This window comes from Celeribacter neptunius (assembly GCF_900113955.1).
GTDB classification, from domain to species: Bacteria; Pseudomonadota; Alphaproteobacteria; order Rhodobacterales; family Rhodobacteraceae; genus Celeribacter; species Celeribacter neptunius.
On the sequence record NZ_FORH01000002.1, the window covers coordinates 299474 to 323936 of the forward strand.

Annotated in this window: 23 protein-coding genes and 2 tRNA genes; 19 read left to right on the forward strand and 6 right to left on the reverse strand. The window is 62.5% G+C overall.

Features of this window, described 5'->3' with window-relative positions; translation table 11 throughout:
• Positions 1–57: 57 nt before the first annotated feature.
• Positions 58–147 (reverse strand) — tRNA-Ser (locus tag BM151_RS07595).
• Positions 148–434: 287 nt separating this feature from the next.
• On the opposite strand from BM151_RS07595, the gene BM151_RS07600 reads away from it, so the two are divergent.
• The 10 genes from BM151_RS07600 to BM151_RS07645 all read left to right on the forward strand — a co-directional run bounded on the left by BM151_RS07600 (position 435) and on the right by BM151_RS07645 (position 12505).
• On the forward strand, positions 435–1361 hold the full coding sequence (locus tag BM151_RS07600; RefSeq protein ID WP_090059657.1) for an SPOR domain-containing protein: 927 nt from the start codon (positions 435–437) through the stop codon (positions 1359–1361).
• A 105-nt stretch (positions 1362–1466) separates the two neighbouring features.
• Positions 1467–2636, forward strand: a complete 1170-nt coding sequence (locus BM151_RS07605; RefSeq protein WP_090059659.1) for a D-alanyl-D-alanine carboxypeptidase family protein — start codon at positions 1467–1469, stop codon at positions 2634–2636.
• Between the two features lie 54 nt (positions 2637–2690).
• The gene (gene tmk / locus BM151_RS07610; protein ID WP_090059661.1) at positions 2691–3302 is read left to right on the forward strand and encodes a dTMP kinase; all 612 of its coding nucleotides are present in this window, start codon (positions 2691–2693) and stop codon (positions 3300–3302) included.
• Complete coding sequence (locus tag BM151_RS07615) at positions 3299–4444, forward strand: DNA polymerase III subunit delta' (RefSeq protein ID WP_090059663.1); 1146 nt, start codon at positions 3299–3301, stop codon at positions 4442–4444. The genes tmk and BM151_RS07615 overlap by 4 nt, the downstream gene beginning before the upstream one ends.
• Before the next feature lie 55 nt (positions 4445–4499).
• Positions 4500–5303 carry a TatD family hydrolase gene (locus BM151_RS07620; protein WP_090059665.1) on the forward strand — a complete coding sequence of 268 codons (804 nt, stop codon included), beginning with the start codon at positions 4500–4502 and terminating at the stop codon, positions 5301–5303.
• The gene (locus tag BM151_RS07625; RefSeq protein ID WP_090059667.1) at positions 5300–6100 is read left to right on the forward strand and encodes an MBL fold metallo-hydrolase; all 801 of its coding nucleotides are present in this window, start codon (positions 5300–5302) and stop codon (positions 6098–6100) included. Before BM151_RS07620 ends, BM151_RS07625 begins: the two co-directional genes overlap by 4 nt.
• Positions 6101–7039 carry an AEC family transporter gene (locus tag BM151_RS07630; RefSeq protein WP_090059669.1) on the forward strand — a complete coding sequence of 313 codons (939 nt, stop codon included), beginning with the start codon at positions 6101–6103 and terminating at the stop codon, positions 7037–7039.
• Positions 7040–7297: 258 nt separating this feature from the next.
• Positions 7298–9991, forward strand: a complete 2694-nt coding sequence (locus BM151_RS21945; RefSeq protein WP_090059670.1) for a Hint domain-containing protein — start codon at positions 7298–7300, stop codon at positions 9989–9991.
• Between the two features lie 136 nt (positions 9992–10127).
• Positions 10128–10616 carry a MarR family winged helix-turn-helix transcriptional regulator gene (locus BM151_RS07640; protein WP_090059673.1) on the forward strand — a complete coding sequence of 163 codons (489 nt, stop codon included), beginning with the start codon at positions 10128–10130 and terminating at the stop codon, positions 10614–10616.
• Positions 10613–12505, forward strand: a complete 1893-nt coding sequence (locus tag BM151_RS07645) for an FUSC family protein (protein WP_090059675.1) — start codon at positions 10613–10615, stop codon at positions 12503–12505. Before BM151_RS07640 ends, BM151_RS07645 begins: the two co-directional genes overlap by 4 nt.
• A gap of 48 nt (positions 12506–12553) precedes the next feature.
• Here the strand turns inward: BM151_RS07645 and BM151_RS07650 are convergent, their stop codons facing one another.
• The 3 genes from BM151_RS07650 to BM151_RS07660 all read right to left on the reverse strand — a co-directional run bounded on the left by BM151_RS07650 (position 12554) and on the right by BM151_RS07660 (position 13971).
• Entirely contained in the window at positions 12554–12943 is a 390-nt protein-coding gene (locus BM151_RS07650; protein ID WP_218151344.1) for an acyl-CoA thioesterase, read from the reverse strand.
• Positions 12944–13132: 189 nt separating this feature from the next.
• Positions 13133–13219 (reverse strand) — tRNA-Leu (locus tag BM151_RS07655).
• Positions 13220–13401: 182 nt separating this feature from the next.
• On the reverse strand, positions 13402–13971 hold the full coding sequence (locus tag BM151_RS07660) for an ester cyclase (RefSeq protein WP_090059680.1): 570 nt from the start codon (positions 13969–13971) through the stop codon (positions 13402–13404).
• A 158-nt stretch (positions 13972–14129) separates the two neighbouring features.
• Between BM151_RS07660 and BM151_RS07665 the strand changes: the two genes are divergently transcribed.
• The 3 genes from BM151_RS07665 (at position 14130) to BM151_RS07675 (ending at position 16451) form a co-directional block, all read left to right on the forward strand.
• A complete protein-coding gene (locus tag BM151_RS07665; protein ID WP_090059683.1) occupies positions 14130–15011 on the forward strand; it encodes a LysR family transcriptional regulator in 882 nt (293 codons plus the stop codon).
• A gap of 138 nt (positions 15012–15149) precedes the next feature.
• Positions 15150–15851, forward strand: coding sequence for a lipoyl(octanoyl) transferase LipB (gene lipB / locus BM151_RS07670; protein WP_090059685.1), 702 nt, complete (start codon positions 15150–15152; stop codon positions 15849–15851).
• Positions 15852–15971: 120 nt separating this feature from the next.
• Positions 15972–16451 (forward strand): c-type cytochrome, encoded by a 480-nt coding sequence (locus BM151_RS07675; RefSeq protein ID WP_090059687.1) that lies wholly within the window; start codon positions 15972–15974, stop codon positions 16449–16451.
• A gap of 52 nt (positions 16452–16503) precedes the next feature.
• Here the strand turns inward: BM151_RS07675 and BM151_RS07680 are convergent, their stop codons facing one another.
• Positions 16504–17115 carry a TetR/AcrR family transcriptional regulator gene (locus tag BM151_RS07680; RefSeq protein ID WP_177213063.1) on the reverse strand — a complete coding sequence of 204 codons (612 nt, stop codon included), beginning with the start codon at positions 17113–17115 and terminating at the stop codon, positions 16504–16506.
• Between the two features lie 301 nt (positions 17116–17416).
• Here BM151_RS07680 and BM151_RS07685 point away from each other — a divergent pair, with 301 nt between their 5' ends.
• The 5 genes from BM151_RS07685 to BM151_RS07705 all read left to right on the forward strand — a co-directional run bounded on the left by BM151_RS07685 (position 17417) and on the right by BM151_RS07705 (position 22449).
• Entirely contained in the window at positions 17417–18400 is a 984-nt protein-coding gene (locus BM151_RS07685; protein ID WP_090059692.1) for a TauD/TfdA family dioxygenase, read from the forward strand.
• 270 nt (positions 18401–18670) lie between these two features.
• Complete coding sequence (locus BM151_RS07690; protein ID WP_090059695.1) at positions 18671–20362, forward strand: cytochrome c oxidase subunit I; 1692 nt, start codon at positions 18671–18673, stop codon at positions 20360–20362.
• A gap of 239 nt (positions 20363–20601) precedes the next feature.
• Entirely contained in the window at positions 20602–21012 is a 411-nt protein-coding gene (locus BM151_RS07695) for a hypothetical protein (protein ID WP_143093067.1), read from the forward strand.
• A gap of 351 nt (positions 21013–21363) precedes the next feature.
• Positions 21364–21810 (forward strand): bleomycin resistance protein, encoded by a 447-nt coding sequence (locus BM151_RS07700; protein WP_090059701.1) that lies wholly within the window; start codon positions 21364–21366, stop codon positions 21808–21810.
• A 69-nt stretch (positions 21811–21879) separates the two neighbouring features.
• Positions 21880–22449 carry a DUF2244 domain-containing protein gene (locus BM151_RS07705; RefSeq protein ID WP_090059704.1) on the forward strand — a complete coding sequence of 190 codons (570 nt, stop codon included), beginning with the start codon at positions 21880–21882 and terminating at the stop codon, positions 22447–22449.
• A 65-nt stretch (positions 22450–22514) separates the two neighbouring features.
• Here the strand turns inward: BM151_RS07705 and BM151_RS07710 are convergent, their stop codons facing one another.
• Complete coding sequence (locus BM151_RS07710) at positions 22515–22976, reverse strand: GatB/YqeY domain-containing protein (protein WP_090059706.1); 462 nt, start codon at positions 22974–22976, stop codon at positions 22515–22517.
• A gap of 199 nt (positions 22977–23175) precedes the next feature.
• Here BM151_RS07710 and carA point away from each other — a divergent pair, with 199 nt between their 5' ends.
• Positions 23176–24348, forward strand: coding sequence for a glutamine-hydrolyzing carbamoyl-phosphate synthase small subunit (gene carA, locus BM151_RS07715; protein WP_090059708.1), 1173 nt, complete (start codon positions 23176–23178; stop codon positions 24346–24348).
• The last annotated feature ends 115 nt before the right edge of the window (positions 24349–24463 follow it).

The following is a 24463-nucleotide window of genomic DNA, read 5'->3' on the forward strand; positions in this document are numbered from 1 at the left end:
AAATATAGGGTAATTTTACCTCACACACCACACAAACGACACAGATATGAGGGTGGGTGGCGGAGGAGGTGGGATTCGAACCCACGGTACGCTTTCACGCACGCCGGTTTTCAAGACCGGTGCATTCAACCGCTCTGCCACTCCTCCTGAGCGCGTCATTCGCGGATTTGCAGAGAATTAGCCTCCCCGTATCGATTCTGAAACCCGTGATCTGCAGATCGTCGCCCGGCCCCGTGCCCGCGCGCCTCTTGCCATGCGTACCCCATGCGTGCCGTTTTTTGCCACCCGGGCGACGCGGGGCTTTCCTGCACGCGGGCAAACCGTTAGTGTATCGGCAAAGCGCAGGCGGTGTTGGGTCGCCAAGACGCGAAAGAGCAGAAAACAGATCACAGAAAAACCGCCCCGTCCAAGGGGCTGATGGATCAAGGGGCACGATGATCATGCGACTTCTGGGCAGGCAGCAGACGGGAACCGGGGTGCGCATCGCACTCCTTTTGAGCAGCGCACTGGCGCTCGGCGCCTGTCAGGACGGGCAGAGTTTTCTCGACAGTCTGAAATCACCGGCGAAATCCGCCGGAACCACCGCCTCCACCTCGACCAAGCTGGTCGAGCGCGATGTCGAGGCCCCGGATGTGTTCCAGGTCACCGACAAAGGTCTCTGGGACGGCCGTCCGTCACTTGGCGGCGTCTGGGTGGCGCATGCCGATGTCACCGACCCCGAACGTGTGCTGATCCGCAATGAGGCCAATGGCAAATTCGTCATCGGCGCGCTGTTCAAACGCGAAGCCACGGCGCCGGGCCCGGGCATTCAGGTCTCTTCTGACGCGGCCGAGGCGCTTGGCATGCTGGCTGGATCGCCGGCCGAGCTCAATGTCACCGCGCTGCGGCGCGAGGAAGTGCCGCAAGAGGTTGAAACGGTGGAGACCATCGCCGAGGGCGAGACCATCGAGGCGACGACGCTCGACGATCCGATCGCCGATGCCGCCGCCACTTTGGATGCGCTCGACGCCCCGGCGAAATCCACGGCCACCGCCCCGGTCACCGCGGGCACGACAACAACCGCAGCTTCCACCCCCGCCGCGATGGCCGCGCCGAAACCCGCCACACCGAAACCCGCCGCCTCCAGCCTGAGCAAACCTTTCCTGCAGATCGGGATTTTCTCGGTCGAGGCCAATGCCAAGCGCACCGTCGACATGCTCGGCTCGCAGGGCATCGTGGCGATGATCAAACCGGGCACTTCGAATGGCAAGGAGTTCTGGCGCGTCGTGGTCGGCCCGGCCACGAGTTCCGCCGAACGCAAATCGCTTCTCGAAAAAGTGAAAAAAGCGGGCTTCACGGATGCCTATGCGGTCACGCATTAAGGGCCTAAGCTCATGAGGCGAGCCACAGCTCCGTTGTGGCCCGCTACCGGTCTCCGGATCGGATTCGATATTCCTGCCGCCGTCCCGAAAGGATGACACCACTTCATGCCGCGCTCTCTTGCCTCTTTCCTCGCCCTTTGCCTGATGCTTCTCGGCTTTGCCCTGCCGGCCGCCGCGTTCGAGACCCGCGCCCGCGCGGCCTGGGTCTATGACCTGACCACCGGCACGGTGCTGATGGACAAGAATGCCGAAACGCCGCTGCCGCCGGCCTCGATGTCGAAGCTGATGACCCTCAACATGCTGTTCGAGGCGCTGCGCGACGGCCGGGTGACGCTGGACACGCGCTTCTCCGTCTCGACCCGGGCCAAGAACATGGGCGGCTCGACGATGTTTCTCAACGAGACCGACCGCCCGACCGTGGAAGAGCTCATTCAGGGCATCATCGTGCTCTCGGGCAATGACGCCTGTGTCGTGGTGGCCGAGGGGCTCGCCGGCACCGAGGACAATTTCGCGCGTCTGATGAACGATCGCGCCAAGGTGCTGGGGCTGGACAATTCCACCTTCGCCAATGCCTCCGGCTGGCCCAATCCCGGGCAACGCATGTCGGTGCATGATCTGGGCCGGCTGGCGGTGCGCTTCATCACCGAATTCCCCGAATACTACGGCTATTTCGGCCAGCACGAATTTCCTTATGACAACCGTGCACCGCAGAACCGCTACAACCGCAACCCGCTGTTGAAACTCGGCATCGGCGCCGACGGGCTCAAGACCGGCCATACCGAAGAGGCCGGTTACGGGCTTGTCGGCTCGGCCACCCAGGGCACCCGTCGTATCGTCTTTGTCATTTCCGGATTGGGCACGGATGCCGAGCGGGCGCAGGAAAGCGAACGCATCGTCAACTGGGCCTTCCGCCAGTTCGCTGAAAAACCCGTCGCCGAGAAGGGCCATGAATTTGCCCGGGCGCAGGTCTGGATGGGCGATCAGACCGAGGTCGGGCTGGTCGCTGCCGAGGATGTCTCCGTGCTCCTGCCCGGCAGTCAGCTCGAAGGCGTCACCGGCGAGGTGGTCTATACCGGCCCGTTCGAGGCACCGATCACCCAGGGCGACACATTGGCCGATCTGGTGATCAAGCGCGAAGGCCTTCCGGAGGCGCATATCCCGTTGGTCGCAGATCGCTCTGTCGCCCGCGGCGGGCTGGCTCCACGGTTGCGCACGGCCTTTCTGGTGCTTAAGGACAAGTTGGAGGGACAAACGGGTCTGGCCGTGTCCGAATGACTTGATCCAACAGTCGACCGCCCGCGAGGCTGGCCGACGCATGACGGGAGCGCCATGTTCATCAGTTTCGAGGGCATCGACGGGTCTGGCAAATCGACGCAAGCCCGGCTTCTGGCCGAGGCGCTGCGCGCGGCCGGCATCGATGTGATCCACACCCGCGAACCCGGCGGCTCGCCGGGCGCCGAGGAAATTCGCTCTCTCGTGCTCGAAGGCGATCCCGACCGCTGGTCGGCCGAAACCGAGATCCTGCTGTTCACCGCCGCCCGTCGCGACCATCTGGAAAAGACCATCCGGCCCGCGCTCAAGGCCGGCAAGGTGGTGATCTGCGACCGGTTCGCCGACAGCACCCGGGTATTTCAGGGCGTCACCCGCGGCGATTTGCAGGACAAGGTCAACCGCCTGCACGACGAGATGATCGGCATCGAGCCGGATCTCACGCTGCTGTTCGATATGGACCCCGAAATCGGGCTGAAACGCGCCAAGGGGCGGCAGACCGCCGAGGAGCGTTTCGAGGATTTCGGCCAGGATTTTCAGGAGAAATGCCGGGCGGCGTTTCTCGATCTGGCCCGCGCACACGCCCGCTTCACCGTGATCGATGCCGGCCGCGAAATCGATGTGGTCGCCCGTGAGGTTGCCACACTCGTCAAGTCCCGTCTCGACACATGAGCGGTCTCGGCGAAATGGACATGGCCCCCGAGGCCGATTGCGCGCCGGGCGCCCCGCACCCGCGCCAGACCTCGACCCTGTTCGGGCAGGCGCATGCGGAAGCCGATTTTCTCGACGCGTTCAACGCCAAACGCATGCATCACGCCTGGCTGATCACCGGCCCGCGCGGCGTCGGCAAGGCCACGCTGGCCTGGCGCATCGCGCGGTTTCTGCTGGCCCAGCCGGTCGGGGAAGAGGGTGGCGGGCTGTTTGGCGAGGCGCCCCCTGCCCCGGACACGCTGGAGATCGGCCATGAGCACCCGGTCTATCGCCGTTCGGCGCAATTGGCCGAGCCGCGTCTCTGCCTCATTCGCCGGGCATGGGATCAGAAGAAAGCCCGCTTCGGCTCGGTGATCACCGTCGAAGAGGTGCGCAAGCTCAATTCGTTCTTCCACATGTCGGCGGCGGATGGCGGCCGTCGGGTGGTGATCGTCGACAGCGCCGACGAGATGAATGTCTCGGCCGCCAACGCGCTTCTCAAGACCCTCGAAGAGCCCCCCAGAGATGCCATCCTGCTGCTCATTTCGCATCAGCCCTCACGGCTTTTGCCAACCATTCGCTCGCGCTGTCGCGAATTGCGGCTCGGGCCACTTTCCCCGGATGACCTCGCGCAGGCTCTTGACGCTGCCGGCTTCGATGCGGCAGAGCAGTCCGACGCTTTGGCCGAACTCTCGGCCGGTTCCGTTGGGGAGGCATTGCGGTTGACGAATTTGGATGGCGTGAATGCCTATCGCGATCTGGTGGCGCTATTTGCCACCCTGCCCCGGCTCGACCGTGGCCGGGCGCTGAAACTTGCCGAGGCCTGTGTCGGCGCGGCCAACACGGATCGTTATGATCTGACGCTCGGCCTCATCGACCGGTTCCTGACCCGGCTGGCGCGCACCGGTGCCGGTCGTCCGCCGATCGTCGAGGCCGCCCCGGGCGAGGCGGAGCTGATGACCCGGCTGGCGCCCGACGGCTATGCCGCGCGCGACTGGGCGGTGCTTCAGCAGCAATTGTCGGAACGCGCGGCGCATGCAAGGGCGGTCAACCTTGACCCCGCGGCGCTGATCCTCGATATGGTATTCAAGATCAACGAGACCGCGACCCGGATTGCGCGCTGAGCCTGAGAAGGCTCGGAACGGGCGGGCAGGTCTCAGAGCAGATGCCAAGGATTTCATGAGCCTTCCCCGTATTACAGACAGTCACTGCCACCTCGATTTTCCGGATTTTGCCGATGAACTGCCCGAGGTGATCAAACGGGCGACCGAAGCCGGCGTGCATCGCATGGTGTCGATCTGCACAAGGCTCAGACAGGTCGATCAGGTGAAGGCGATTGCCGAGGCCCACGCACCGGTGTTCTGGGCCGCCGGCACCCATCCGATGTCGGCCGCCGAAGAGCCTTTGGCCACGGTCGACGAGCTGATTGCCCTCTCAGAGCATCCGAAATTCGTCGGCATCGGCGAGACCGGCCTCGATTATCATTACACCGCCGAGAGCGCCGAGGTGCAAAAGCAAAGCCTGCGCATCCATATCGCGGCAGCGCGCGAGACACAGCTGCCGCTGATCATCCACGCGAGAGATGCGGATGAAGATGCGATGCAAATTCTGGGCGAGGAATACCGCAAGGGCGCCTACCCCTGCGTGCTGCATTGCTTCACCGCGTCGAAAGAGTTTGCCATGGCGGCGATGGACTGGGGCTTCTATATCTCGATGTCCGGCATTACGGCCTTCCCGCGTTCGGAAGATCTGCGGGAGATTTTCCGTGCCGTACCCCGCGATCGCGTCCTGGTCGAGACCGACAGCCCGTATCTGGCCCCGCCGCCCTATCGCGGCAAACGCAACGAACCCGCTTACACCGCCAACACCGCCCAGCGCGCCGCCGAGACCTTTGGCATGGAGTACGCCGAATTCGCCACCCTCACGGAGGCGAATTTCGAACGGCTCTTCAGCAAGGCCAAGCTGCCGGAGAGTGCCCTTTGAGCGCGCGTTTCACCATATTGGGCTGTGGCTCTTCGGGTGGCGTGCCGCGGATCGGCAATCTCTGGGGCGCCTGTGACCCGGAGAATCCAAAGAACCGCCGCATGCGCTGTTCGGCGCTGGTGGAGCGCGACGGGCCGGACGGCACCACCACGGTGCTGATCGATGCCGGGCCGGACATGCGGCAACAGCTGTTGAACGCAAATGTGTCCCGACTCGATGGGGTGATCTTCACCCATTCGCACGCCGATCACCTGCATGGCTTGGACGATCTGCGCCAGATCGTGTTCAACATGCGCGAACGCGTCAAGGTCTGGGCCGACAGCGAGACAGAGAACGATCTGATCTCGCGGTTCGGCTATGCATTCGTGCAGCCCGAAGGCTCGAATTACCCGCCCATTCTCGATCTGCACGCCATTCGCGGACCGGTGACGGTGGATGGCCCCGGCGGGCCGATCACATTTGCGCCCCTGCAGGTCAACCACGGCCAGATCGAGGCGAAAGGCTTTCGCATCGGTGATCTCGCCTATATCCCGGATGTCCTGGACATCCACGAGGCGACCTGGGCGCAGATGGAGGGGCTCGACACATTCGTGATCGACGCGCTGCGTTACAAGCCGCATCCAAGCCACGCGCATCTCGAGCTGGCGCTCGAATGGATCGCCCGCGCCGCACCGCGACACGCCGTGCTGACCAATATGCATATCGATATCGACTATGAGACCGTGGATGAGGAGACCCCGGATCACGTCACCCCCGCCTATGACGGGATGGTGATCGAGATCGCAGGAGAGGTGTAGATGCAGGCCCTGATCGACGTCATTCTGCCGGTGTTTCTGGTCATCGGCTATGGCTATATCGCCCGGCTCAGGGGCTGGGTCAGCGATGAACTCGTCGATCATGTGATGAAATTCGCCCAGAATTTCGCGGTGCCGCTTCTCTTGTTCGCGGGCATTGCCCGGATGGATCTGGGCGCGAATTTCCACCCGCCGATCCTGATTTCCTTTTACGCCGGGGCCTTTTCCGGCGGGCTGATGGGATTCTTAGGCGCGCGCTACCTGTTCAAACGCGAGCTGACGGATTCGGTCGCCATCGGGTTCATCGGATTGTTTTCCAATTCGCTGCTCTTGGGCATCCCGATCACAGAACGTGCCTATGGCGAAGCGGCTCTGGCCGGCAATTTCGCGATTATCTCGATCCATTCGCCGATGCTTTACGGCATCGGCATCGCCGCGATGGAAATCGCGCGCAGCCGCGGGCTCGGCCTCTCGGGCTTCGGGCTTTTGCGCCAGATCGCCCGCTCCGTGCTCAGAAACCCGCTGGTGCTCGGCATTGCCGCCGGCTGGACGGTGAATATCAGCGGGCTTGCTCTGCCTACCCCGGTCTGGGACGCGGTGACATTGATGAACCGGGCGGCCATCCCCGCGGCGCTGTTTGGCCTCGGCGGGGTGCTGTTGCGCTACAAACCTGAGGGCGACATGCGGATCATCGCCTGGGCGGTCTTCGCCTCGCTGATCCTGCATCCGATGATCGCCTATGGGCTCGGGCATTTCGGCTTTGGCCTCGACATCGCCTCGCTGCGCTCCGCCACGATCACCGCCGCCATGGCACCCGGCGTCAATGCCTATCTCTTTGCCAATATGTACGGGGTGGCGAAACGGGTGGCGGCCTCCTCGGTGCTCATCGGTACCGGACTTTCCGTGCTCACGATCTGGTGCTGGCTGGCGATTCTGCCGTAAACCACTGCACTTCCTTGTGAAACCCGCCTGCTCCAGCATCTGAAACGCCGGGATCAACCCTGGCGCGAGAAGAGTGATCATGCGCTCCCTTCTCGGGATGTGCCGCTGTCATTCTCCGCTCTGATGTCACAGCAAATTCCCAAGCCTGCCGCAATCACGCCCCAAAAGGTTATCAAATCGTTAACCAAGACACCCGGCGTCCGATTTTGCGACATGACATGCTGATATGACGCCTACAAAAAAGAAGACCCATCGCAAATGGCCGTTTACGATCTCGAACTTTACGATTTTGACCCCCAGACCCTGTTGGGCACCAGCACCGGGACCACGGTCACCTATACGGGCGGCAGCCCGACCGGCACCGCAACAGTCACCGACAACAACGGCACACTGACCGATGACAATGCGGGCGGGGCGAATACCGAATATGCAACCGCGGATGTCACCATCGGCGGAGTCAGTTCCTATGGCGCCAATGTCGATGCCGAGGCGGTCTGGACCGTCACCGATCTGAGCACCGGCGACACGTTCCAGATTGTCCAGTTCCAGGTCGAGAGCGGCAATGCGACGGGCTATTATACCCTGTCGGAATATCCGCTGCTCGACGGTCACCAATACCAGGTCACCTATTACAACTCGAACCCGGGGTCTTCCACCGCCAGCGGCACGTCCGAATCCTTCACCTATGCCGATTATACCGCCACCGCCGATCTCTCCGACGGGATCGTTTCCGGCACGGCGGGCAATGACACGATCGACGCCAGCTATAGCGACAGTGACGGCGACGCGGTCGACAGTGAAAGCTACAGCTCCGGCACCCTGCATTGGGACGATCTGGCCGATGGCCAGAATTACCTGAATGGCTCCGGCACGCTCTCGGATGCGGGCGTCACCATGACTTTCTCGGTCACCGATGATGGCGCCGGGGTCGAAGCCTATGACCCGACCGGCACCGCATACGATTCCACGGTCTATGTCGATACGGCCGCGGGGGAGACTTTCGATCCGGGCAGCGCCTTCTTCCTGTTTGGCGACAATGACGCCAACAATGACGGCATCGTGGATCAAGGCGCGGATGCCATGACCATGGTGATGGATTTCGCCGCCACCGACAGCGCCAGTGGCGTGAGCGACGAAGTCTATAACGTCTCTTTCCGGATCAACGATATCGATGTTGCGACCGGCGGGTTCGTCGATGTGATCACCATCACCGCCTATGATGCCGACGGCAATCCGGTCGAGATCCTGCTGTCTTCGGATGGCACGATGCTGATCGAGGGCAACACCGTGACCGGCACCGAGACCGGGCTTGCCGCCAGCGATGCCAATGGTTCGCTGCTCGTGGAAATTCCCGGCCCGGTGTCGCGCATCGAGATCGATTACAACAACGAGGGCGTGAACACCCAGGGGATCTGGTTCTCCGACGTAGAGTTCGACGCGCTCACCACCGATTACGACGACACGGTCGCGGCCGGCGATGGCGACGACACCATCGCCTCGGGCCTGGGCGACGATCTGGTCTATGCCGGGACCGGCAATGACACGGTGGATGCGGGTGCAGGCAATGACACGGTCTATGGCGAAGACGGCAATGACACGCTCGACGGCGGCATCGGCGATGACCTACTCGACGGCGGTGCCGGCGACGACCTGTTCATCGGCGGCGCGGGCGCCGACACGATGTATGGCGGCACCGGTCAGGACAATGTCGACTATTCCGCCTCCGGTGCGGCGGTCACGGTCGATCTGAGCAACGGTACCTTCTCCGGCGGCGACGCGACAGGCGACTCGGGATCGGGGCTCGACGGGGTGATCGGCTCGGATTACGACGATACGCTCATCGGTTTCGACGGCATGAGCACGGACGGGGCCAATGCCTATACCAACGAATTCTGGGGCGGCGCCGGCAATGATTATATTGACGGCGCGGGCGGCGATGACTTCCTCTATGGCGGCACCGGCGATGACACCATCCTGGGTGGCGCGGGCGCCGATTATATCGAGGGCGGCGATGGCGCGGATGTGATCGACGGCGGCGACGGGGCCGACACGATCTATGGCGGCAACGGCAATGACACGATCTCTGGTGGCGCGGGCGCGGATTACATCGAAGGTGGCGCCGGCGATGACACGATCTATGCCGGCGGCGGCGACACGATCTATGGTGGCGATGGCAATGACACGTTCATCATCGATCCCTCGCAGCTCGACGGCAATGCGATCAATATCATCGGCGACGAGACCGGCGACGCCACCGGCGACGTGCTCGACCTGTCTCTGCTCGGTTCGAATTTCATTCCCGGCTCGATCATCTATGACGAAAATGACCCGGAAAGCGGCGCGCTGACGCTGGCGGATGGCACGGTCATCACCTTTTCCAACATCGAAAACGTGATCTGTTTCGGCGCGGGAACGCGGATCGCCACGCCCCATGGTGCGCGCCGGGTCGAGGATCTGAAACCCGGGGATCTGGTGCTGACCATGGACAACGGTGTGCAGCCGCTGCGCTGGATCGGCGCGCGCAGCGTGCCCGCTCAGGGCCGTTTCGCTCCGATCGAGATCCGCGCCGGCGCGCTCGGCAATGAGGCGGATCTGATCGTCTCGCCACAACACCGGATGCTGTTGCAGGGCTGGCGGTCCGAGCTGGCCTTCAACACTTCCGAAGTCTTCGCCGCCGCCAAACATCTGCTGAACGGCCACAGCATTCGCCAGAAGGTTGGCGGCATCGTGACCTATTATCACCTGATGTTCGATCGCCATGAGGTGATCTTTGCCGAAGGCGCCGCAACCGAAAGCTTCCATGTCTCGGACCACTCGCTCAGCGGTGTGGCGGATCAGGCGCGCGAGGAACTGTTCGCGCTCTTCCCGGATCTGCGCGCCCTGCCCGCAGGCCATGGCGACACCGCGCGCAAATGCCTGCGCGCGCATGAGGCCCGGCTGCTGGTGGCCTGAGGGGCGCCCCTGTCCCGAAATCCTGCCCCGAAAACCGGTGTAAAACATCGCCTTGCCACGAGGGTTGCACCCCCGTCAAAGCGGCTTTGCCTGCAAATAGTTTGCATCCCAAACTATTTAGTGAACATGTAAATTCATGTCAGATATTCCCACTCCCGTTTCCGAAGGCAATCCCGGCACCGGCTCTGCCAAGAGCCTGTTCGGCTTTCGTTTCGTCATGCTGTCGCGGCGCTGGCGCAAGGTGATCCATGCCGAGCTCGCCGCCGCAGGCCTCACCGATGCCACCTGGGCGCCCCTGGTGCATCTCGACGAGGGCGGCGACGGCATCAGCCAGACCGAGCTGGCCGAGCGCCTCGCGCTCGACACCTCCACCCTCGTGCGCCTGCTCGACATTCTGTCCGAGCGCGGGTTCATCGAGCGCCGGGTCGATCCGAAAGACCGGCGCGCCCGGCAGATCGTCCTGACGGGGCCCGGCGAGACCGAGGTGGCCCGTATCAAAAGCCATCTCAGCGAACTTGAAGCCGGCCTGTTGTCCGGGCTGAGCGAGGCCGAGGTGGCGGCCATGCTGAGCGGGTTCGAAAAGATCTCCGAAACCGTCGAAACCCGTCTGGAGGACCGCGCATGAGCGCTCAACTGCTCCGCACCCTCCCGTTCTGGCTCTCTGCGCATGGGTTCGATCCGGCGCGCATGGGCTTTGCCGGTCGCACCGCCGTTGCCGCCTGTATCGCTTTCGTCCTGTCTTGGATGATCGGCCTCGAGCATCCGCAATGGGCGGCGATGACGGTCTGGGCCGCCTCGCAGCCCACACGCGGCCAGCTCTGGGAAAAATCCGCCTTCCGCGTGCTCGGCTCGATCTCCGGCACGGCCATCGGCATCGGGCTCGTCCTGGCGATGCAGATCCACCCGGCGCTGCTGGTGATCGGGCTCGCCATCTGGGTCAGTGCCTGTACCTATATCGGCAATCTGCAACGCGGTTTCACCGCCTATGGCACGGTGCTCGCGGGGTATACGGCGGCGATGGTGTCGCTGCTGGATGCTGCCCATCCCGAACATGTGATGGCGCTCGGCGCCGACCGTCTCGCCACGGTCCTGAGCGGCGTCGTCGTCGCCACGCTTATTGGCTCACTGTTCTCGCCCAAGGCCGTCCCCGGCCAGCTGCGCCAGAAGGTGATCGATCTTTTGATCGAGATGTTCGATCTCGCCGCCACGGCAGAGCCGCAAGCCGGCAAGCAGCGCGCCCTGCTCTCCGATCTCGCGGCCATCGAGGAAGGTCTCGACCCACATGGCGCCGGGTCGCTCCGAAGCCGGCAGTCGATCCGCATCACCCGAGCGCTGTTGATCGCCGCCACGCCGCTGATCCTGTGGAAACATGGCGACCGCCAGCCCGCGGCCTTCCGCGCCGAGCTGACACAGGTGGCCAAGGCACTGAAATCTGGCGATTTCGCGGCCGCCCGCGCGGCCCTCATCCGCGCCACCCGCATCAAAGGCGTCTCGCCGCGGTTTTCGGAAACCCTGCACGGGCTGGACCAGGCGCTCTTGCGCTGGCAGGATCAGCCCTCCGAGCCACGCCGGGTCACCGCCGCGCCGCTGCGCCTGCACCGCGACTGGGTCGGCGCGCGCGAGGCCGGGCTCCGGGCCCTGGGCGCGCTTCTGCTGTTTGGCGGCATCTGGCTCGCCACCGGCTGGGCAGTCGGCGCCTTCATGCTGCTGGGGCTTTCGGTGATGATCTCGCTGTTCTCGACCTTCGAGAACCCGGCGCAAATGATGCGCTCGGTGTTTTTCGGTCAGCTCCTCGGCGTCACCGGCGCGATCCTTCTGCGCTGGCTGGTCTGGCCCCTGGCCGAGAGCGAATTGCAGATGATCCTCCTCACCCTGCCCTTCATCCTGATCGGCCCGCTGTTCGTCGGCCATAACAAGACGGTGGCGATGAGTTTCGACTATAACATGGTGCTGATGCTGATGTCGCAGCCGCATTGGCCCCTGACCGGCAGCTTCGGTGGCTCCGTCGCGGCCGGGCTGGCGGTGATCTCCGCGCCTCTGGCGGCGCTGATCGCCTATCTCACCGTCTATCCGGTATCGCTGAAACGTCGCGTCGACACGGTATTGCAGGCGATGCTGCATGATCTGCGTGATCTCGCCTCCGACCCGAAAGCGCTCGAGGCGCGTCCGCATTGGCGGGCCCGGCTTTACCATCGCACGCTGCGGCTGGTGCGGCTCTCCGAGCGCGCCGGACGCGCCCAGGAGGAGGCTTTGGAAGCCGGGCTCGCGGTGCTGAACCTTGGTCAGGTGGCGATGTGGTGTCACCGGATCGCCCAGGACACAGAGCAAAGCGCGTCGGATCGTCGGGCCGCACGGACAGCACTCCTGCGCATCTCGCAGATCGAGATGAAACCCGCCCGCGCCCGCAGTTCACTTGCTGGTTTGAGCCGGCGCCGAACAGGCCCGGAAGCCGCGCTGTTTCTCGATGCCGTCGCCGGGATCGACGCGCTCGCCCCGAGCCTGAAGAAGGGCTGAACCGGAAGATCAGGCCATAAGATCGGGCCGGAAAATCAGGCCGGAAAATCAGACGGGCCTGTCCACCGGCCGTGGATTGCCGTCCTCGTCGACCGCAACCATGGTGAACAGCGCTTCGGTGACCTGGTCGCGCTGTGCGGTATAGGCGCGGCGGGCCCAGACTTCGATGCGGATGACGATGGAGCTGCGCCCGACCTTGTCGACCGCGGTATAAACGCAGAGCGTGTCGCCGACCTTCACCGGTTTGCGAAACACGATCTCATTGGCGGCGATGGTGACGGTTCGGCCATTGCAGCGCTCATTGGCGCGGATCGCGGCGGCCAAATCCATCTGGCTCATCACCCAGCCGCCGAAAATGTCGCCCGCCGCATTGGTATCGGCCGGCATCGCGAGCGTGCGCAGGGTAAGGTCCATTCCTTCGGGGGTGTGCTTGGGCATCGGGAGCTCCGTCTTTGTTGCGCCTCAGTCCCCTCAATAGAGGCCACCAGCGCAGGTGGTTCAATCCCAAGCCTCTGATTTATAACGCAAAGCCGCTCCGCGCCCAGCGCAACCCTCAGATGTTCCGAACAAAGAAAAACCCCCGCCAAATGGCAGGGGCTTTTTCTTGCTCTCCCTTTCGAGGGAGAATGGTGCGGTCGAGAAGACTCGAACTTCCACGGGAGTTACCCCACAGCGACCTCAACGCTGCGCGTCTACCAATTCCGCCACGACCGCACTGTCTTGGCTTGGTGAGGGGCTATCTAACGAAGCGCGTCGGGGAAGGAAAGAGGAAATTATCGCAAATGGCGTTTTTTTTCGCCTCCCCGTTTCGAGGCCTGACAGGGCGGTAAAAAAGCCCCCGCCAGACAGCGGGAGCTTTCGGGTCGCAACAGAGGAATTGACAGCCGCGGCAGGGCTTATTCCATCAGCCCGAGCTGTTTCATGAAGGAGAGATTGTCCCAGAACAGGTATTCCTCATCCATCACACCTTCGCCGGTCCAATGGCCGACGGTGGCCATGGTCAGCTTGTAGGCTTTGCCGGTGGGCTGGATGAACTGACCGTCACCGATCGGCATCGGTTCGGTAAAGGTGCCCTCGATCACGCCGACCACGCCGGTCCATTCGCCCTGACCGATGCGGATCGGGTGCTGTTCGATACGGGTGTCCGGCGCGTAGACGAACATCCCGGCGAGATCGGCGATATGCACGTCGAGCCCGGTGGTGGTGTGCCCGTCCGGCCAATGCACGAGAATGTCCTCGGCATGGCTTTCGTGCAGGCGGTCCCATTTCTGGCCGGTGAAGACCTCGAAATCGAGCGTGTCGAATTTGGCAAGATTGTCGGCGATCCGGGCATCTTCGGCCTGGTGTTGTGCCAGTTCTGCCAATGCGGCGGCGGACATGGTTTCGTCTGCACGCGCCGAGAGCGGCGCCAGCGCCAGAGCGCTCAGGGAAGCGGCAAGGAAGAAGGTTTTGTCGAGATATTTCATAGCGGTACTCCAGTTCGATAGAAGTGTTGGTCTGTGGCGTCCTGCGCCGATGACCTCAAAATATACGCAAGAATGATTTGAAAAATGGCGCTTAATCGAAGATATTATTGCATGTAGAACACGAATAAATCACCCACCCGAACAACGAGAGGCTGCATATGGATATGTTCCGGGCCATGGCCCTGTTTCGTGCGGTGGCCGAGGCCGGTAGTTTCGTCAGTGCCGCCGAGCGCGAGGGGCTGTCCTCTCCCGCCCTGTCACGTCAGATCGCCGGGCTCGAGGATCGGCTCGGGGCGCGGCTGTTCAACCGCACCACGCGGCGCCTGTCGCTGACCGAGGCGGGACAGCGGTTTCTGGCCCGGACAGAGAGCATTCTCTCGGAGCTCGATGAGGCCGAGAGCGAAGCGGGCGAAGGCCGGCTGTCACCGCGCGGGATCTTGAAGATCAGCGCCCCGATCACCTATTCGCTGGCCCGGCTCGGCCCGGTGCTGGCCTCGTTTCGCGCGGCCTATCCCGATCTGGACCTGTCGATCGATCTGAGCGACCGTGCCGTCGATCTGGTGCATGAGGCGGTGGATGTGGCGCTGCGGGTCTCAGCCACGCCGGCGCCCAATCTGATCGCCCGCAAACTGGCCGATGAGAAGCTGATCGCCTGCGCCGCCCCCGCCTATCTCGCTCGGCATGGCACGCCGGAATGCCCCGAGGATCTGCAAACGCATGAGTTCCTGCTCTACAGCTACTTGGCTGCGGGGCGGGATTACCGGTTTTCCAAAGACGGTGCCGAGCGGGTGGTGCGGCTTTCCGGCCATGTCGAGGCGACAAATGGCGATATCCTGCGTGACATGGCGATCGCCGGGCACGGCATGGTGATCCAGCCGGGCTTCGTCGTCGAGCGCGCCCTCGAAGCCGGCCAACTGGTGCGTGTCCTGCCCGACTGGCAATCCGAGAGTTTCGGGGTCTATGCGGTCTATTCCAGCCGCCGGCACCTGCCGCTCAAGACCCGGGTGTTCATCGATCATCTGGTCGGTTCGCTCGGCTGATCCGGGGAACGCCGCCAAGCCGGCACCGCGAGATGTCGATCGAATTTTCGATGCTCCTTCGCCATGCTCACCAGACCTTCGTGAGACCTTCGCGCATTTTCACCCCCGCCCCTTTCCGTCCTCCGGTTGCCGCGTTAGATGGAACACAGAGACGCGCATAGAGGACGGAGCGACCAGATGGTGGAATGGCGGATCACGGAAGGGCTGACCGATTACGATGAGGCCGTGACCTTTATGGAGGCGCGAGCCGAGGCCATCGCCAAGGGCGAAGCCGAGGAATTGATCTGGCTCGTGGAACACCCGCCGCTCTACACCGCGGGAACCTCGGCAAAGCGCGAAGACCTCGTCGATCCGGATCGTTTCCCGGTCTATGAAAGCAAGCGCGGCGGGCAATATACCTATCACGGCCCGGGGCAGCGGGTGGCCTATGCCATGCTCGATCTCGGCAAGCGCGACAAGGATGTGCGCAAATTCGTGCAGGACATGGAGGCCTGGGTGATCGCAGCGCTCGAGGAGTTTGGCGTCAAGGGCGAGATCCGCGAGGGACGTGTCGGCGTCTGGGTGGTGCGCGATGACAAGCCGCTCAACGCTCTGGGCCAGAGCCCGGAGGACAAGGTCGCCGCGATCGGGCTCAGGATTCGCAAATGGGTGTCGTTCCACGGGTTGTCGATCAATGTCGATCCGGATCTGACGCATTTCGAAGGCATCGTGCCCTGTGGCATCACCGAACACGGGGTCACCTCGCTCGTGGATCTCGGCCTGCCGGTGACGATGGAAGACGTGGACATCGCCCTGAAACAGGCATTTGATCGGGTCTTCGGCGAGATTGCGCGCAATTGATCCGGCCTTTGGCCGCCGGGCGCGGGTCTCCCCGCCCCTGCGACAATAGTAGACTGGCATGATGTCGCAGAGTCGTTATGGTGAGCGACGGACACATGAATCACCGGGAGAGAGACCTCTATGACCAAGTTTTTTGCCATCACAGCCGCCGCCCTGCTGGCAACATCGACCGCTGCGCTCGCCGACGGGCATGGTGCTGGCGATGCCGAGAAAGGTGCGAAAGAATTCAACAAGTGCAAAGCTTGCCACATGATCGCATCGGCTGACGAAACCATCGTCAAAGGCGGCAAAACCGGCCCGAACCTCTACGGCGTCGTCGGTCGTCCGGTCGCTTCCGTCGAAGATTTCAAATATGGTGACGGCATCATCGCCGTTGGCGAAACCGGTATGGTTTGGACTCCGGAGCTGATCACCGAATATGCCATGGACCCGACCAAGTTCATCGACACCCATGGCGGTTCCGGCCGTTCGAAAATGACCTTCAAGATCAAGGACGCTTCGAACATCGTCGCCTATCTCGCTTCGGTCGGCCCGGCGATGGAAGAAACCATGGACGAGGGTGACGAAGCCGGCGAAGGCGAAGCGGCCGCTTCCGAATAAGCCCACCCCATCGCGACAAGATCACAACGCCGCTCCGACCGGGGCGGCGTTTTTACATCCGCCCGTCCGGCGACAGCAACATGTCGAGTGCCGAGCGAAGCCGCCGGCGCAACGCCTCCGGGCTTTCCCCGGTGATCATGTAGCCGCAGCTCAACGTATAGGAATAGACCGAGATCGCGCGCATCCGCGCCGCCTCGGCCGAGAAGCCGCAGGCCTCGAACTGGCGCGTGAAAAAGCCCAGCCGTTCCTCATCGACCTTGGTCAGACCTGCCCGCACCATGTCGTCGCTCTGCCCCCATTGCCGCATCGCCACTTCGGAGGCGACATCGTAAGTGCCCAGGGTCACGAACTCGACCACATGCCAGATGCGGTCTTCCGGGACCTCGTAATGCCCCTCCACATAGGCGATGAGCCCGCTGGTCTCGCGCGCGCGCCAGAAGTCGAACAGGCTGTCGAGAAACTCCCGACGGTCCTGAAAGTGCCAGTAGAAACTGCCCTTGGTGACCTTCATCGCCTTGCAGACCTGATCGACGCGAATGCCCCCCGGCCCGGATTGTCCCAACAGCCGCAGCCCGGCGTCGAACCAATCTTCCCTGGCCAGCCGATCCTCTTTCTTGCGACCGACCCCGGTCACGGCGGAACCTGTCTGTTTCTTCTGCGTCATGTCCTGCGCCATTCCATCCCTGCCCCCTGTCGGCTGATGCCCGACAGTATCTGATGATGCCTGAGCTGGCGCTCACGACAAGCCCTTGTTGCCAGAGCCGCCACATCCGGAGCTTTTGCCCGTTTTCTACTCATTTGCCCGCTGGGACACCAGTCATTCGGGCCGAACGCCGCCGACATCCGCCTCAATTCATCTCAATCCGCTTGACGGCCTCTCCCCGCACACCAAAGTCTATACCATATAGTATGGAGATTCGCCGAACCGCGATCTCAGAAACAAAACACCGCACACAGGAGACAAGATGAGTATTGTTTTGACCGAGCCCCTGACCTCGCCCGCCGCCTGGGTCGCCTCCGATTTCGACGGCGACGACAGCTGGATTCACCCTCTGACGCCGGAAAACATCGCGGCCATCGATGCGGCTCTGGCCGGGCTGGAGAGCAAGGGGCTGAAATTTCCGCATTTCACGGCCAGAGATTTCCCGCTCGGCGCGCTCGAAACCGAACTGGCGGCCTGTTCCGAGGAATTGGAAAACGGTCGTGGATTTTGCCTGCTGCGCGGCTTGCCCGTCGAAAATTACAGCGACGCCGAGATCGACACGATCTATTACGGCATCGGGCTGCATCTCGGGCAACCGGTGGGCCAGAACCCGCGCGGCGACCTGATCGGCAAGGTGATGGCGGTGGGCGATGCCGCGAAAAAGGAAACCCGGGTCTACGAGACCAACAGCTACCTGCCCTATCACTCCGACCCGTCCGATGTCGTCGGGCTTCTGTCGGTGCGCAAGGCGAAACGGGGCGGGTTGAGCAGCCTGATCAGCGTCGCGGCGATCTACAATGAGATTCTCGCGCACCATCCGGCCTTTCTCGGCCTTTATTTCCGGCCATGGTATTTCTCGCACCTGTGCGAGGACAGGCCCAGCCTGTCGCCGATCTTCAGCGTCCATGAGGGCAAGCTAAGCTGCCGCTACCTGCGGCAATATCTCGAACTGGGTCATGAGATCATGCAGGCGCCGCTCTCGACGGTGGAAATCGAGGCGCTCGACCTGTTTGACACCCTCATCGCCCGGGATGATTTGCGGCTCGACATGATGTTGGAGCCGGGCGATCTGCAATTTGCCAACAATTACGCGGTCCTGCATTCGCGCAACGCCTTCGAGGATCACGAGGACAAGAGCAAGATGCGCAAATTGCTGCGTCTCTGGCTGAAAATGCCGAATGCGCGGGTGCTGGCACCGGAATTCCCCGGGCGCAACGGCTTCCCGATTCCGGAAGGCGCCTATTGAGCGAGATCCCCGCTCCGACCGGCGCAACGGCCGGCCGGAGCGGGAAACCGACCCCGGCCATGGCCGCGTTCTGATCGAAATCCGAAAATTCAAGCCCTCCCGCTGCATTTTTCTTGCGACAAAATGCGCAAAAAAATTGCTCTCGGGTTCGTGAAGATTTAGAACGGATGGTAATTCCGCAATATGACTCCCGGTCAAGGGGGCGGGCGGAGCGACGCATACAAACACTCAACGTAGGTTTTCTGACCACGCACAAATCGGGAGGACCGCATGGCAGACGCAGCCATTCACGGCCACGAACATGAGGACAATCGCGGGTTCTTCACCCGTTGGTTCCTTTCCACCAACCATAAAGACATCGGGATTCTGTACCTGTTCACGGCCGCCGTGGTCGGGTTCATCTCGGTCTGTTTCACCGTCTACATGCGCCTCGAGCTCATGGAACCGGGGGTTCAGTTCATGTGCCTCAACGAGGCCGGCGAATCTGCTGCCCGTCTGATCTCGGGCTTCGGCGCCGAGAATTGTGACCCGAACGGTCACCTGTGGAACGTGATGATCACCTATCACGGCGTGCTGATGATGTTCTTCGTCGTCATCCCGGCGCTGTTCGGCGGTTTCGGCAACTATTTCATGCCGTTGCAGATCGGCGCCCCGGACATGGCCTTTCCGCGCCTGAACAACCTGTCCTACTGGCTCTATGTCTGCGGTGTGTGCCTCGGCATCGCCTCGCTCCTGGCCCCCGGCGGCAACAACCAGGCCGGCTCCGGCGTCGGCTGGGTGCTCTACCCGCCGCTGTCGACCTCCGAGGCCGGCTATTCCATGGATCTGGCGATCTTCGCGGTGCACGTCTCCGGCGCCTCCTCGATTCTCGGCGCGATCAACATGATCACCACCATGCTGAACATGCGCGCCCCGGGCATGACGCTGTTCAAAGTGCCGCTGTTTGCCTGGTCGATCTTCGTCACCTCCTGGCTGATCCTCTTGTCCTTGCCGGTTCTGGCGGGCGCGATCACCATGCTCCTGACCGACCGCAATTTCGGCACCTCGTTCTTCCAGCCGGGCGGCGGCGGTGACCCGATCCTGTATCAGCACATCCTGTGGTTCTTCGGCCACCCGGAAGTGTATATCGTGATCCTGCCGGGCTTCGGTCTGGTGTCCCACATCATCGCCACCTTCTCCAAGAAACCGGTCTTCGGCTACCTGCCGATGGTCTGGGCGCTGATCGCCATCGGGGTTCTGGGCTTCGTCGTCTGGGCGCACCACATGTACACCGTGGGCCTGTCGCTCACCCAGCAGAGCTACTTCATGATCGCCACCATGGTGATCGCGGTGCCGACCGGGGTGAAGATCTTCTCCTGGATCGCCACCATGTGGGGCGGCTCCATCGAGTTCAAGACGCCGATGCTCTTTGCCTTCGGCTTCCTGATCCTCTTCACCATCGGCGGTGTGACCGGCATCGTGCTGTCGCAGGCCGGCATCGACCGTGCCTATCACGACACCTACTATGTCGTGGCGCATTTCCACTACACCATGTCCATGGGGGCAGCCTTTACCATCTTTGCCGGGATCTATTTCTACATCGGCAAGATGTCAGGCCGTCAGTACCCGGAATGGGCCGGCAAGCTGCATTTCTGGATGTTCTTCATCGGCGTCAACCTGACCTTCTTCCCGCAGCACTTCCTGGGTCGTCAGGGCATGCCGCGCCGGTACATCGACTATCCGGAGGCCTTCGCCTATTGGAACAAGATCTCGTCCTATGGCGCGCTCCTGTCCTTTGCCTCTTTCGTGTTCTTCATCGGCATCGTGTTCTACACCCTGTTCGCAGGCCGCCGCGTGACCGAAAACAACTACTGGAACGAATATGCCGATACGCTGGAATGGACCCTGCCGTCCCCGCCGCCGGAACATACGTTCGAGACCCTGCCGAAGCGGGAAGACTGGGATCACCAGCATTCGCACTAAGCGCTTCGCAAAGATGACATGAGCAAGGCCCCGCCGTTCTGGCGGGGCCTTTTCTTTGGCGTCAGACCCGGGGGGGGGCATCAAGATTTCGTTTACCATTAAGACATTGGGCAGCCATCGCCCTGCCCCTGTCATTCTTTGCCCCCAATCCCAAGCTAGCCTGTTGGCATGCACGAAAGCTTCAGGGACATGCACCGGCGATGATGGCCTTCTTTTTCAATTTGCGGGACAATGGCGAAATGCCTGTCGCGTCGGCGGTTACCGACCGTTGGCACGTGCCGCAATTCTCGAAGATCTACGATGAACGTGTGCGCCAGACCCGTGTGGCGATGCTGATTTCCAGCCCGGAACCGCTTTACGACAAGGACGGACCAAGCGTCGAACGCTTGGCGGTGCTGGCAAAGGAAATCGACCGATTCGCAAAATCGAAATGGGCCAGCACCGAAGCCAAAGGCGCCGTCGACTTCTTCGGCATGGAGGCAATCGAGAGCTTTGTGGCGATTCTCGAATTCGCCTCTTCGGGCGCCTATGCGACCCCGACGCAACGGCTGAAAGCCTATTACGAATTCGACGGTGAAAAGATCGGCGCGCTGGTGCCGCGTGGCGGTCAGATCGACGACAATCCGCGGGACTATTGCGTGACGGTCTGAGACGCGGAATTTGCCGCTTTGAGCCGTTAGGCGACATTGGGAACGCCGCGCAACCGCCCGGAACAGCAACGCAGTTGCCCGGGCGTGCGGTCATGCTGAAAGCATGCCTCCGGCATGACCCGTCCCGGCGGTCAGGCGCATTTGTCATCCCCGTGCAACGGACTGATCTTTATCGGATTTGGCTGACATAAAGCGCGGACCACCGAGAGCAGATGCGCCAGCCCACAGTCCGGCGCACGCCCTCATGTCGGTCAAATCGTCGATGGCTGCTCCGTCCCGCGAAACCGTCATTCAAAATTCACACGCCCCCGCCAAGCTGTCGAAACCACTCTCCCAGACACAGAGCGCCCGATGGAACCGCCCCTGATCCCCGAGCTCGCGGTCCGCGACACCGAGATCTCTCTCGCCTTTTATTGCAACATGCTCGGGTTCCGGCTCGATTACGCCCGCCCCGAGGAAGGTTTCGCCATGCTGGCGCTCGGGGAGGCGCGGCTGATGCTCGACCAGATCGGTCAGGGACGCGATTTCGACGGGGGACACCTGCCCTCTGCCCCGCCCTTTGGCATGGGGCTCAATCTGCAACTGCGGGTGCCGGCGCTCACACCGATCCTGGAGCGTCTCGCGCGCGCGCACCACCCGCTCTTGATCCCGGAAGAGACCCGCTGGTATCGCAATGGCGAGACCGAGTTGGGCCAGCGGCAATGCGTGGTGGCCGATCCCGATGGCTATCTCATTCGTCCTGTCGAAGAGATCGGCACGCGCCCCGCCCGACCTGCGGTCCCCGGCGAAGCCCCCTGATCGCATTCACCGCATAGACGCAGCGCGCGTGAGCCCCTAGACTGGCCGGAAACGCACAAAGTCACACCTATGCCCTATCTCTGGACCCCGTCTGCCGACAGCTTTCTTGGCCCCGCCGGCACGCGACATGACAGTTCCCCGCCTCCGACGGAGCCCGAGGACGGGGCACCGTTGCTGCGGCTTGAGCTCTGGCCGCATCGCTCGCTCAAGGGCAAAGGGTTTTCCGCCGCGATCTGGCTGATGTTCCTGGGCGGGCTGATCCCGATCGTGCCTTTCATTGGCACGATTGCCTTCTGGGTCTTGCTGATCTTCATGATGACCGCACTCACAGCCCTCTGGACCGCGCTCCGGCGATCGGATCGAGACCGGCTGCGCGAGGAGCTGCTGATCTGGCACGACCGGGTCACGCTGTCGCATTGGCCCGAGAAAGGCGCGCGGCTCGACTGGCAGGCCAACCCCTATTGGCTCCGCCTCTCCCTGCACCCGTCGAATGGCAAGGTCGAACAATATCTCACATTGAAGGGCGGCGGGCCCGAACATACGCGTGAGGTAGAACTTGGCGCGTTCCTCAGCCCTGAGGAGCGCGAACGCCTCTATGACGAGCTCAGCCGGGTGGTCGGACGACTGAAGACCGGCTGAGCCGGTCGGTTCAAACGAAAAAGGCGACCCGAAGGCCGCCCTTTACCAGTTTCTGCAAAGCCACCTCAGCAGCCGAGCTTTTCCTTCACCATCGGACCGGCGGCGCCGAAATCCATCTGGCCGGTGAATTTGGACTTCAGAGCCCCCATCACCTTGCCCATGTCGCGGATGCTTTCCGCGCCGGTTTCGGAAATCGCCGTCTCGATGGCTTTCGCCACCTCATCGGCATTGAGCTGACGCGGCAGAAACTCCTCGATCACGGTGATCTCGGAACGTTCCTTTTCCGCCAGCTCCAACCGTGCGCCCTCTTCAAAGGCTTTCGCGCTTTCCTGACGCTGCTTGACCATCTTGCCGAGAATGCCCAGCACATCGTCATCGGAAACGACCACGTCCTCGCCTTCGCCACGGTTCGCGATCTCGCGATCCTTGATGGCGGCATTGATCAGGCGCAGGGTGGCCAGCCTCTCGCTGTCCTTTTCCTTCATCGCCGTTTTCAGTGCGGCATTGAGCCGGCTTCGCATATCCATATGGGCCTCATCCCCTGGTTATCTTGCAAGTGGCCACCATAGACAAAGCCGACGGGCTTCTCAACCTTAGATGGGAGCGATAACAGATCGAAATTGCCGCAGCGCGGAAATGACCGGAAAAACGCTTCCCCCGCGCTTGACCTCGCCGGTCCCTTTCCTTAGGTTCCGGCCAATTTTGCCCTTATAGGAGAGTCGCGCCATGGCATCTGGTCTGCAGTCCGGAAAACCAACCGCTTGTCTGGCTTTGGCCGATGGAACCATCTTCTACGGCAAGGGGTTCGGCGCCACCGGCACCACCACCGCCGAGCTGTGTTTCAACACCGCGATGACCGGCTATCAGGAGATCATGACGGACCCGTCCTATGCCGGACAGATCGTCACCTTCACCTTCCCGCATATCGGCAATGTCGGTGTGAACACCGAGGATGACGAGACCGCCAATCCGGTAGCCGCCGGCATGGTGGTGAAATGGGACCCGACCGATCCCTCGAACTGGCGCGCCCAGGACGAGCTCGGCCCCTGGCTCGAGAAACGCGGTCGCATCGGCATGGGCGGCATCGACACCCGCCGGCTCACCCGCGCCATCCGTCAGCAGGGCGCACCGCATGTCGCGATCCAGCACGATCCCGAAGGCAATTTCGACATCGAGGCGCTGGTGAAACAAGCCCGCGAATTTTCCGGTCTTGTCGGATTGGATCTGGCCAAGGATGTCACCTGCGCCCAGAGCTACCAATGGGATGAAATGCGGTGGGCCTGGCCCGACGGTTTCCCGAAACGGACCGGCAAGGGGTTCAAAGTCGTGGCCGTGGACTTTGGCGCCAAACGCAACATCCTGCGCTGTCTCGCCTCCGCGGGCTGCGATGTGACCGTGTTGCCGGCGACAGCCACAGCGGAAGAGGTGCTGGCGCATCACCCCGATGGCGTGTTCCTGTCCAATGGCCCCGGCGATCCGGCGGCAACCGGCGAATATGCCGTGCCGATGATCAAGGGCGTGTTGGAGCAAGACTTGCCGGTCTTCGGCATCTGTCTCGGTCACCAGATGCTCGCGCTCGCGCTTGGCGCCAAGACGATCAAGATGAACCACGGCCATCACGGCGCCAACCACCCGGTCAAGGACCTCGACACCGGCAAGGTGGAAATCACCTCGATGAACCACGGCTTCACCGTCGATGCGCAAAGCCTGCCGAAAGGCGTGAAAGAGACCCATGTCTCGCTGTTCGATGGGTCGAACTGCGGCATTGCGGTCGAGGGCAAGCCGATCTTCTCGGTGCAATACCACCCGGAAGCCTCGCCCGGTCCGATGGACAGCTACTACCTGTTCGAGCGCTTCGCCACCGCCATGGCCGCGCGCGAGGCCGCTGCGGCCAGCTGACGCACGCATCTGCTGACATTCGGGACAAAGGCGGCTTTCGAGCCGCCTTTTTTCATGCGTCGCGCTCCCCCGTTCACGTGCAAAGCCTCGCGCAACCATACCGGATTAACGCGTT

Excerpts from the sequence above, each read along its gene's own strand:
- BM151_RS07600 (WP_090059657.1), top strand. The coding sequence starts at position 435 with ATGATCATGCGACTTCTGGGCAGGCAGCAGACGGGAACCGGGGTGCGC.
- BM151_RS07605 (WP_090059659.1), top strand. The coding sequence starts at position 1,467 with ATGCCGCGCTCTCTTGCCTCTTTCCTCGCCCTTTGCCTGATGCTTCTC.
- tmk (WP_090059661.1), top strand. The coding sequence starts at position 2,691 with ATGTTCATCAGTTTCGAGGGCATCGACGGGTCTGGCAAATCGACGCAA.
- BM151_RS07615 (WP_090059663.1), top strand. The coding sequence starts at position 3,299 with ATGAGCGGTCTCGGCGAAATGGACATGGCCCCCGAGGCCGATTGCGCG.
- BM151_RS07620 (WP_090059665.1), top strand. The coding sequence starts at position 4,500 with ATGAGCCTTCCCCGTATTACAGACAGTCACTGCCACCTCGATTTTCCG.
- BM151_RS07630 (WP_090059669.1), top strand. The coding sequence starts at position 6,101 with ATGCAGGCCCTGATCGACGTCATTCTGCCGGTGTTTCTGGTCATCGGC.
- BM151_RS21945 (WP_090059670.1), top strand. The coding sequence starts at position 7,298 with ATGGCCGTTTACGATCTCGAACTTTACGATTTTGACCCCCAGACCCTG.
- BM151_RS07640 (WP_090059673.1), top strand. The coding sequence starts at position 10,128 with ATGTCAGATATTCCCACTCCCGTTTCCGAAGGCAATCCCGGCACCGGC.
- BM151_RS07645 (WP_090059675.1), top strand. The coding sequence starts at position 10,613 with ATGAGCGCTCAACTGCTCCGCACCCTCCCGTTCTGGCTCTCTGCGCAT.
- BM151_RS07650 (WP_218151344.1), bottom strand. The coding sequence starts at position 12,943 with ATGCCCAAGCACACCCCCGAAGGAATGGACCTTACCCTGCGCACGCTC.
- BM151_RS07660 (WP_090059680.1), bottom strand. The coding sequence starts at position 13,971 with ATGAAATATCTCGACAAAACCTTCTTCCTTGCCGCTTCCCTGAGCGCT.
- BM151_RS07665 (WP_090059683.1), top strand. The coding sequence starts at position 14,130 with ATGGATATGTTCCGGGCCATGGCCCTGTTTCGTGCGGTGGCCGAGGCC.
- lipB (WP_090059685.1), top strand. The coding sequence starts at position 15,150 with ATGGAACACAGAGACGCGCATAGAGGACGGAGCGACCAGATGGTGGAA.
- BM151_RS07675 (WP_090059687.1), top strand. The coding sequence starts at position 15,972 with ATGACCAAGTTTTTTGCCATCACAGCCGCCGCCCTGCTGGCAACATCG.
- BM151_RS07680 (WP_177213063.1), bottom strand. The coding sequence starts at position 17,115 with ATGACGCAGAAGAAACAGACAGGTTCCGCCGTGACCGGGGTCGGTCGC.
- BM151_RS07685 (WP_090059692.1), top strand. The coding sequence starts at position 17,417 with ATGAGTATTGTTTTGACCGAGCCCCTGACCTCGCCCGCCGCCTGGGTC.
- BM151_RS07690 (WP_090059695.1), top strand. The coding sequence starts at position 18,671 with ATGGCAGACGCAGCCATTCACGGCCACGAACATGAGGACAATCGCGGG.
- BM151_RS07695 (WP_143093067.1), top strand. The coding sequence starts at position 20,602 with ATGCCTGTCGCGTCGGCGGTTACCGACCGTTGGCACGTGCCGCAATTC.
- BM151_RS07700 (WP_090059701.1), top strand. The coding sequence starts at position 21,364 with ATGGAACCGCCCCTGATCCCCGAGCTCGCGGTCCGCGACACCGAGATC.
- BM151_RS07705 (WP_090059704.1), top strand. The coding sequence starts at position 21,880 with ATGCCCTATCTCTGGACCCCGTCTGCCGACAGCTTTCTTGGCCCCGCC.
- BM151_RS07710 (WP_090059706.1), bottom strand. The coding sequence starts at position 22,976 with ATGGATATGCGAAGCCGGCTCAATGCCGCACTGAAAACGGCGATGAAG.
- carA (WP_090059708.1), top strand. The coding sequence starts at position 23,176 with ATGGCATCTGGTCTGCAGTCCGGAAAACCAACCGCTTGTCTGGCTTTG.